At 66.7% G+C, this 7,748-nt stretch carries 11 protein-coding genes; 7 read left to right on the top strand and 4 right to left on the bottom strand.

From position 1 onward, the window contains the following. Window positions 1-109: 109 nt before the first annotated feature. A complete protein-coding gene (locus tag V7050_RS15845; protein ID WP_324375394.1) occupies window positions 110-538 on the bottom strand; it encodes a VOC family protein in 429 nt (142 codons plus the stop codon). A gap of 78 nt (window positions 539-616) precedes the next feature. Here V7050_RS15845 and thyX point away from each other — a divergent pair, with 78 nt between their 5' ends. Both thyX and V7050_RS15835 read left to right on the top strand, forming a co-directional pair. Further along, a complete protein-coding gene (gene thyX, locus V7050_RS15840; RefSeq protein WP_324375392.1) occupies window positions 617-1,519 on the top strand; it encodes an FAD-dependent thymidylate synthase in 903 nt (300 codons plus the stop codon). Window positions 1,520-1,587: 68 nt separating this feature from the next. After that, entirely contained in the window at window positions 1,588-2,121 is a 534-nt protein-coding gene (locus V7050_RS15835) for a hypothetical protein (RefSeq protein WP_324375390.1), read from the top strand. Between the two features lie 404 nt (window positions 2,122-2,525). Here the strand turns inward: V7050_RS15835 and rimO are convergent, their stop codons facing one another. The 3 genes from rimO to V7050_RS15820 all read right to left on the bottom strand — a co-directional run bounded on the left by rimO (window position 2,526) and on the right by V7050_RS15820 (window position 4,885). Next, on the bottom strand, window positions 2,526-3,914 hold the full coding sequence (gene rimO, locus V7050_RS15830; RefSeq protein WP_324375388.1) for a 30S ribosomal protein S12 methylthiotransferase RimO: 1,389 nt from the start codon (window positions 3,912-3,914) through the stop codon (window positions 2,526-2,528). Window positions 3,915-3,972: 58 nt separating this feature from the next. Then, entirely contained in the window at window positions 3,973-4,287 is a 315-nt protein-coding gene (yecR, locus tag V7050_RS15825; RefSeq protein ID WP_324375386.1) for a YecR family lipoprotein, read from the bottom strand. A gap of 106 nt (window positions 4,288-4,393) precedes the next feature. Beyond that, window positions 4,394-4,885, bottom strand: coding sequence for a Pycsar system effector family protein (locus V7050_RS15820; protein WP_324375384.1), 492 nt, complete (start codon window positions 4,883-4,885; stop codon window positions 4,394-4,396). Window positions 4,886-5,063: 178 nt separating this feature from the next. On the opposite strand from V7050_RS15820, the gene V7050_RS15815 reads away from it, so the two are divergent. The 5 genes from V7050_RS15815 to V7050_RS15795 all read left to right on the top strand — a co-directional run. Next, entirely contained in the window at window positions 5,064-5,252 is a 189-nt protein-coding gene (locus V7050_RS15815; RefSeq protein WP_324369145.1) for a DUF6494 family protein, read from the top strand. 49 nt (window positions 5,253-5,301) lie between these two features. After that, on the top strand, window positions 5,302-5,724 hold the full coding sequence (locus V7050_RS15810; RefSeq protein WP_324369149.1) for a lytic transglycosylase domain-containing protein: 423 nt from the start codon (window positions 5,302-5,304) through the stop codon (window positions 5,722-5,724). A 182-nt stretch (window positions 5,725-5,906) separates the two neighbouring features. Beyond that, window positions 5,907-6,917, top strand: coding sequence for a Bug family tripartite tricarboxylate transporter substrate binding protein (locus V7050_RS15805; RefSeq protein WP_324369143.1), 1,011 nt, complete (start codon window positions 5,907-5,909; stop codon window positions 6,915-6,917). A gap of 87 nt (window positions 6,918-7,004) precedes the next feature. Further along, window positions 7,005-7,493, top strand: coding sequence for a tripartite tricarboxylate transporter TctB family protein (locus V7050_RS15800; RefSeq protein WP_324369142.1), 489 nt, complete (start codon window positions 7,005-7,007; stop codon window positions 7,491-7,493). Then, window positions 7,493-7,748, top strand: a 256-nt coding sequence (locus tag V7050_RS15795; RefSeq protein WP_324410811.1) for a tripartite tricarboxylate transporter permease, incomplete at its 3' end; no start/stop codon positions are given. The genes V7050_RS15800 and V7050_RS15795, both read left to right, overlap by 1 nt.

Here is a 7,748-nt window from a genome sequence, read left to right as displayed (position 1 = left end):
AGGGCGTGCCTCCGGCACGACGCGGGCGCTTCGCACCCGCCGGGCCAGGCGCTGCCCTCATCTTCAGGCGGGACGGTCGTGCCAGAAGAGACGAGCTCCAGAAGTGCCCTCACCAATGCCCGGTGTTTTCCATGCTCTTCCACGGTTCCGCCGGCGCCAGCGCGTCGCCCATCTGGAGGATCTCGACCGAGACATTGTCGGGCGAGCGCACGAAGGCCATGTGCCCGTCCCGCGGCGGCCGGTTGATCGTCACCCCGTTGCGCGCGAGATGATCGCATGTCGCGTAGATGTCCTCGACGCCATAGGCGAGATGCCCGAAATGCCGGCTGTCGGAGGGCAGGCCCTCGTCCCCGTCCCAGTTGTAGGTGAGCTCCACCGGGCATTCCGGCTGGCCCGGGGGCGCGAGGAAGACCAGGGTGAAGCGGCCGCGCTCGTTCTCGATGCGCCGGGTCTCCTCGAGCCCCAGCAGCCTCCAGAAGCGCAGCGAGGCGTCGAGGTCCTTCACCCGAACCATGGTGTGCAGATATTTTAGCTTCATCTTGGGGATGCCTTCCGTCAATATGCTATATCTGGTTGCGGCGAATCCCTCTCTGCCGCCGGATCGAAGGATTAACATATGCCGCTGACCGAGGAACAAAAGGCCGCGATCGCCGCCCGGCGCGCCCATCCCGCCCAGACCCTGCGCGCGGTCTCGCCCGGCATGGAGGCCTGGCTCTTCCACGCCATCCCGGTGCTCGACCACGGGTTGATCCGGGTGGTCGACTACATGGGCGACGACGGCGCCATCGTGCAGGCGGCGCGGGTCTCCTACGGCGAGGGCACGCGCACGACGCGCGACGATGCCGGGCTGATCCGCTACCTGATGCGCCACTGGCATTCGACGCCCTTCGAGATGTGCGAGATCAAGCTGCACGTGAAGCTCCCCGTCTTTGTCGCCCGCCAGTGGATCCGCCACCGCACCGCCAACGTGAACGAATATTCCGCGCGCTACTCGATCCTCGACCGCGAATTCTACATCCCCGCCCCGGAGCATCTCGCCGCCCAGTCCACCACCATGAACCAGGGCCGCGGCGCAGTGCTGGACGCGGCGGAATCCGCCCGCGTGCTCGAGATCCTGCGCGAGGATTCCGCCCGCGCCTACGACCATTACGAGGCGATGCTCTCCCAGGAGGGCCAGTCCGGCCTCGCCCGCGAGCTCGCGCGCATGAACCTGCCGGCGAACGTCTATACGCAATGGTACTGGAAGGTGGATCTGCACAACCTCTTCCACTTCCTGCGCCTGCGCGCCGATCCGCACGCCCAATACGAGATCCGCGCCTACGCGCAAGCCATCGGCGAGGTGGTGAAGGACTGGGTCCCGGCCGCCTGGGCCGCCTTCGAGGATTATAGGCTGAACGCGGTGCAGTTCTCGGGGAAGGGGATGGAGGCGCTGCGGCGGATGCTGAAGGGCGAGACCGTCACCCGCGAGGATGTCGGCATGAGCGCGGGGGAGTGGCGGGAGTTTCAATCGTGTTTGTGAGAACTTTTGCACTACAGGTCAGCGCGGTCTTAGACGCGCTGCCTTCCTTCTAAGCTCTGGAGGTATCGGTGCAGCACCTTAGCATCATATTAGCCGTGCTAGGAATATTGCCGGGGGTGCTTGCCTTATCAGATCGCTTTGAAAGTTGGAGAAAGTATCTATTCCCGCTATCTTCTGGTATACTCGGAATATTACTTGGAATTATTATCGCAAATTTTATAGAGGCTGACCTTAAATTCGATCGAAGTGATTTATTTACAATAGTATTGATATTTGTGTTTTCGTATTTTACACATGTACTTATCAATGGTTTGGTGGACGAGAAGTTAGACGCCAATGTAAGATCCTTCTTTGCGTTATGTTTGTCAGTTATAGGTATCGCAACAATTATTTATGTATTTTCAATTGGCGACCTCGATTACTCCGACCAAGAGATCAATGAAATTGTCTCTTTGAATGTTCAGAATCGGAACTATGAAAGGGCCATAAACCTTCTGAATGAAATGAAAGTTCGTCATCGGCAAGACGATGAATACAAAGGGGCGATAGATATAAGGATAGATAGTATACGGAAGATGGCTCTAGGCGCGCAGTCTAACTAGAACAATCTTCTTGTACGGCTCGGTGACCTTCCTGCTGTGCATGACGTGCGCTCGGTCTATACGTTTGGGAGTGCGCCACGAAATGTGGCGCAGGCACGTTTCAACTGTTTTCACATTGTTTCATAAATATATTTGCAAATATACGTCACGCGACGGCGTCATGGCCGTCCGCCGCCCCGACATCCGGCGCCTCGCCCGGTCCGCCGCCCTTGGGCCCATGGCGGCGGGCATGACTGCCGCCTTCCTGCCGTGAAGCTGCAGTCATGCCGGTGCTCCCGCACCGGTCAGACGGTGAAACCTCCGCTTCCATGAGGCGACAGCGTGCCGCGCGGCGGGTAACGTCTCGTTAAGAGAATTATCAAGCCATATCAATGACCTGTAGGCTGTCCCCATGGGGACAGGTTTCAGCCCGGGCAGATCCGGCCCCAGAGGTCGTAGTCCGAGGCCTCCTCGACCGCCACCGTCACGATGTCGCCGGGGGCGAGGCTGGCGAAATCCTCGTCGATGAAGAGGCTGCCGTCGATCTCCGGCGCGTCCCCCTTCGTGCGGCAGGTGGCCCCCTCGTCGTCCACCGCATCGACGATCACCTCCATCCGGCGGCCGACCTTCGCGGCGAGCCTGGCGGCGCTGATCGCCTGGGCCTTCTCCATGAAGCGGGCCCAGCGTTCCTCCTTGACCGCCTCGGGCAGGTGGCCGGGCAGGGCATTCGCCCGCGCCCCCTTCACGTCCTCGTATTTGAAGGCGCCGACCCGGTCGAGCTGCGCCGCCTCCAGCCAGTCGAGCAGATGCGCGAATTCCGCCTCCGTCTCGCCGGGAAAGCCGACGATGAAGGTCGAGCGCAGCGCCAGATCCGGGCAGACCGCCCGCCAGCCCGCGATCTCCTCGAGCGTCCGCGCACTCGCCGCCGGCCGGGCCATGCGGCGGAGGACGTCCGGGTGGCTGTGCTGGAACGGCACGTCGAGATAGGGCAGCACGAGGCCCTCGGCCATCAGCGGGATCAGGTCGCGCACATGCGGGTAGGGATAGACGTAGTGGAGCCGCACCCAGGCGCCGAGCGAGCCGAGCTCGCGGGCGAGGTCGGTGAGGTGGCTCCTGACCTCGCGCCCGTGCCATTCATGGCTGTCGTGCCGCCGGTCGAGCCCGTAGGCGGAGGTATCCTGGCTGATGACCAGCAGCTCCTTCACCCCCGCCGCCACCAGCCGCTCCGCCTCGCGCAGCACCGCATTCACGGGGCGCGAGACCAGCTTCCCGCGCATGTCGGGGATGATGCAGAAGCGGCAGCGGTGATTGCAGCCCTCGGAGATCTTGAGATAGCTGTAGTGCCGCGGCGTGAGATGCACCGCGCTGCCCGGCAGCAGGTCGATGAAGGGATCGGGCGCCGGCGGCACCGCCGCATGCACCGCGTCGAGCACCGCCTCGTATTGATGCGGCCCGGTGACGGCGAGCACGCTCGGATGCGCCCCGGTGATGAATTCCGGCTCCGCCCCGAGGCAGCCGGTCACGATCACCCGCCCGTTCGCCCCCAGCGCCTCGCCGATCGCCTCGAGGCTCTCGGCGCGGGCGGAATCGAGGAAGCCGCAGGTATTGACGATCACCGCCTCCGCGCCGGCGTAGTCGGGCGAGATGGCATAGCCCTCGGCGCGCAGGCGGGTGAGGATGCGCTCGCTGTCCACCAGCGCCTTGGGGCAGCCGAGCGAGACCATGCCCACGCGCGGCTGGCCCGGCCGCGGCGGCTCGGCCTGGCGGGGTTCGGGCGCGCGGTCGGGCCGCAGGTCGGGCGGGTTGAGGCTCATGGAGCGCGCCTATAGGCGCTTTCGGTCCCTTTGCAAATGGGGCAGGGCGTCGCCCGCCTCAGCCCTGGCAATCGTAGTAGCGGGTCTCGAGCGTGGTCAGGCAGCGGCCGTAGCGGTCCCAGGCGGTGCATTTCTCGCGCCAGCCGGCAAAGGTCGGCGCGGCGTCATGGCCCCAGGACTGGCAGCGCTTCGCCGCGCCCTCCTGGCCGACGCGCCAGTCCGGGCCGGAGGGCGAATAGAGGCTGGTGGTCGAGGACATGGTCACGATGCCGTCGGCGCGGTTGCCGCCGCTCTCGCTCGGCCGGACCACCGGGTCGCCGCCGGCGCAGGCGGCAAGTCCGAATAGGGCGATCGCCCAGAAACCGGCACGCATGTCGCCCCTCACCCCTTGCTCTCCACGCGATCAGACTGCGGGAACGGGCAATTTGGGTCAACTTCAACGTAATCGATCGGTTAACCGCCCGGTGGCCCCCCTCCGGTCAGCCCGGGTGGCTGAGCAGGTAGATCGCCAGCGCCCAGAAGGGCAGGGCGAGGAAGAAGGCGAGATAGGCGTGGCGGCCGTGGCGGTACTTGGTGCGCGCGATCCCGGCGGCGGCGTGGCACTGATCGGCCAGGTCCGCGAGATAGGCCTCGCGGGTCAGCGCGAGGGCGCGGGCGCGGAACTCGGCCGCGTCCTGGGCGGCGATTCCGCCGAAGAAGACCAGCGAGTCCGACCGCTGTCCACGCAGCCGCGGGATCACCGACAGGGCCATGAAGGCATAGGCGACCACGATGGGGATCGTGCTCAGCAGCACGTAGGCCGTGGGCAGGGCGCCGAGATCGGCGCTGCGCAGCAGGGCCGCGACCACGCCGATCATCGCGGTGCAGGTCGGCACCAGCAGGGTGATCTTGACGTCCGAGGCGCGGATCGCCTCGATCTGGCGCGCGAGGTTCTCCTCGAGCGCACGGGCGCGGTCGAATGTGTCGCTCATGCCCGGGATCCGCCTGCGTTGGCCGCAACGGGGCGAGTATCGCCCGCCTGGCCGGGGCAGGCAATGGCGGCATTCCGCCGTCCCGCCGGCGCGGGTCGCCATCGGCCGCACGCGGTCTGGCGGGCGGTGGCCGGCCGCACTAGATTGCAGCGGGCAGAGCAGGACGGGATCGGGGCGGATGGACGAGAAGTTCAACATGTCGATGCGCAAGTATCTCAAGCAGGTCGGGGTGACCTCGCAGCAGGCGATCGAGGCCTTGGTGCGCGAGCGGGGGCTCGATCGGGGCAGCCTGAAGCTGCGCACGGTGGTGACGGTCGAGGGACAGGATTTCGAGCATGTGGTCGAAGGCAAGATCGATCTTGGCTGATGCGGGCAGGCCCGCCCGCGGCCGTGCCGCGGCGCTGGCGCTGACCCTGATGACGCTCGTGGCCTGCGCCGGCCAGACGCCGGCTCCGGAGGTCGGACGCGCGGGGCTCTATCCGAACGAGACGCCCGAGCTTCGCGCCCTGATCGAGACCACCTCCCGCAGCTACGGCGTGCCGACCGATCTCGTGCAGCGCGTGGTGATCCGCGAGAGCCGGCACATTCCGGCGGCGCGCAACGGCCCCTATTACGGGCTCATGCAGATCCTGCCCGAGACGGCGCGCACCATGGGCTATCGCGGCCGGCCGGAGGGCCTGCTCGATGCCGAGACCAACCTGACCTACGGGGTGAAGTACCTGCGCGGCGCCTGGCTGGTGGCGGACGGCGACCCGGACGAGGCGGTCGGCTGGTACGCAAGGGGCTATTATTACGAGGCCAAGCGCCTGGGGCTGCTCGAAGCGACCGGTCTTCGGTAGCACGGACGCGGGGCACGCTCCCTCCCGCGCGATCCCGGCCCCGAGGGCCATCCCGCACGAAATCCTGTGCCGATCCACCCGCCCTGCCGCCGGCGGGCGGGCGGTTCGTCATGGTAGTTCCGCCTTGACACAACGGGGTCCGAGCCATTTGTTACCAGTTGGTAACAACGGGGAGGAAGAAGATGCAATCCAAGAGCATGGGACTCGCGGTGGCAGGCCTGGCCCTTGCGGCCTGCGCGCCGGCCTTCGCGCAATGGGTGCCGGACCGGCCGATCAACATCATCGTGCCGTGGTCGGCGGGCGGGTCGACCGATCAGGTGACGCGCGTGGTGGCGCCGATCCTCGAGGAGGCGCTCGGTACCCAGATCGTCGTGGTCAACCAGCCCGGCGCCTCGGGCTCGACGGGCACGCAATCCGCGCTCGACGCGCCGCGCGACGGCTATACCTGGACGGCGAACGCCATCGCGAACAACGCGACCTATGCGGTGACGGGTCTCGTGGAGGATACCTCGATCGACGATTATCGCATCTATCTGCATGTCGCGAACGTGCCGGTGGTCAGCGTGAACGCAGATTCCGCAATCGAGGATTTCGGCGGGCTGCTCGACGCGGTCAAAACGGGCGAGATCACGGTCGGCACCGCGGGGGTGAATTCCTCGGGCGGCATGGCGCTCGCGGGGATCTCGGAGGCGGCGGGCGAGCCTTTCAACGCCCGGATGATCGCCTATGACGGCGGCAACCCGGCGGTGATCGCGGCGGCGAGCGGCGAGGTGGAGGCCACGACGCAGCTGGCCACCGAACAGGCCGAGATGATCCGCGGCGGCAAGATCCGCCCGCTGGCGGTGCTCTCCGACGAGCCGCTGGTGATCGAAGGGCTCGATCCGATCCCGCCGATCACGCAATGGCTGCCGGACATGCCGGTCGCGCCGGATTATTTCGGCGTCTTCATCCCGGTCGGCGCGCCGCAGGAAGTCTATGACACCGTGGACAAGGTCTGGGCGGAGAAGGTGATGACCTCGCCAGAGCTCCAGGCCTATGCCAACGAGCGCGGGGCGGTCTTCGCGCCGAGCTACGGCGACGAGGCGCGCGAGCGGGCCATGCCGGTGGTGATCTCGGAGGCCTGCGCGCGGGTGACCCGCGGCGAGGCGGTGCTCGATCCCTCCGAGATCGGCATCACCTGTCCGGCGGAATGAGCGTTTCGGCTGCGGACGGGCCAGCGGCTCCGCCCGCAGCCGGATCGGCCCGCCGGCCGTTGCCTGCGGCAATCCGGGATTGTGACGATGCAGCTTGAATCCGCGCGGGCGGACCGCGTCGCCGCGATCGTGCTCTTCGCGATCGGCATGGCTTCGCTCTACGGCGGCTGGGCGATGGACCGTCTGGAGGTGCGGCGCATCCATCCGGCGAGCATTCCCGGCCTCGTGCCGATGATCCTGGGGCTGCTGCTCGCCGTCTGCGCCGCGCTGCTCTGGCTCTCGGCGCGGCGGGAGCGCCCCGCGGCCGAAGGGGGCGCGGGCATGGAATCCTGGCGCGACGCCGGCGTGGCGCTCGGCCTCTGCCTCGTCTACGCGCTGGTGCTGGTGGGCAACCTGAGCTTCTTCTGGGCGACGGCGATATTCGTCGCTTCCTTCGTCGCGGTCTTCGGCGGCGAGGGTGGCCCGGGCGGCAAGGCGCTTCTTCTGCGGCTGGCGGCGGCATCCGGCTTCGGGCTGGCGAGTTCCGGCCTGATCGCGGTGCTCTTCCGCTATGCCTTTCTCGTGCGGCTGCCCTGATGGAGCGGCTGACGGAGTTCGTCTCCGCGCTGGCCGGGTTCGCCACCCTCGCCGCGCTCTTCCATGTCACCTGGGCGACGCTGCTCGGGATCTTCGTGGGCAGCCTGCCGGGCCTGACGGCGACCATGGGCGTGGCCCTGCTCACGACGCTGACCTATACGCTCGACCGCGACACGGCGATCCTCGTGCTGATCTGCATGTATGTCGGTGCGATCTACGGCGGCTCGCGCACGGCGATCCTGCTCAACATCCCCG

Origin of the sequence: Amaricoccus sp., from assembly GCF_036846665.1 — a bacterium.
GTDB lineage: Bacteria > Pseudomonadota > Alphaproteobacteria > Rhodobacterales > Rhodobacteraceae > Amaricoccus.
The sequence above is the reverse complement of the archived record's forward strand: the minus strand, read 5'-3'. Positions and strand labels throughout refer to the sequence as shown.

What these genes read in the sequence shown, in the direction of transcription:
- V7050_RS15845 (WP_324375394.1), bottom strand. Translation starts at nt 538, where the DNA reads ATGAAGCTAAAATATCTGCACACCATGGTTCGGGTGAAGGACCTCGAC.
- rimO (WP_324375388.1), bottom strand. Translation starts at nt 3,914, where the DNA reads ATGAGCCTCAACCCGCCCGACCTGCGGCCCGACCGCGCGCCCGAACCC.
- V7050_RS15815 (WP_324369145.1), top strand. Translation starts at nt 5,064, where the DNA reads ATGGACGAGAAGTTCAACATGTCGATGCGCAAGTATCTCAAGCAGGTC.
- V7050_RS15800 (WP_324369142.1), top strand. Translation starts at nt 7,005, where the DNA reads ATGCAGCTTGAATCCGCGCGGGCGGACCGCGTCGCCGCGATCGTGCTC.
- V7050_RS15805 (WP_324369143.1), top strand. Translation starts at nt 5,907, where the DNA reads ATGCAATCCAAGAGCATGGGACTCGCGGTGGCAGGCCTGGCCCTTGCG.
- V7050_RS15820 (WP_324375384.1), bottom strand. Translation starts at nt 4,885, where the DNA reads ATGAGCGACACATTCGACCGCGCCCGTGCGCTCGAGGAGAACCTCGCG.
- V7050_RS15810 (WP_324369149.1), top strand. Translation starts at nt 5,302, where the DNA reads ATGACGCTCGTGGCCTGCGCCGGCCAGACGCCGGCTCCGGAGGTCGGA.
- thyX (WP_324375392.1), top strand. Translation starts at nt 617, where the DNA reads ATGCCGCTGACCGAGGAACAAAAGGCCGCGATCGCCGCCCGGCGCGCC.
- yecR (WP_324375386.1), bottom strand. Translation starts at nt 4,287, where the DNA reads ATGCGTGCCGGTTTCTGGGCGATCGCCCTATTCGGACTTGCCGCCTGC.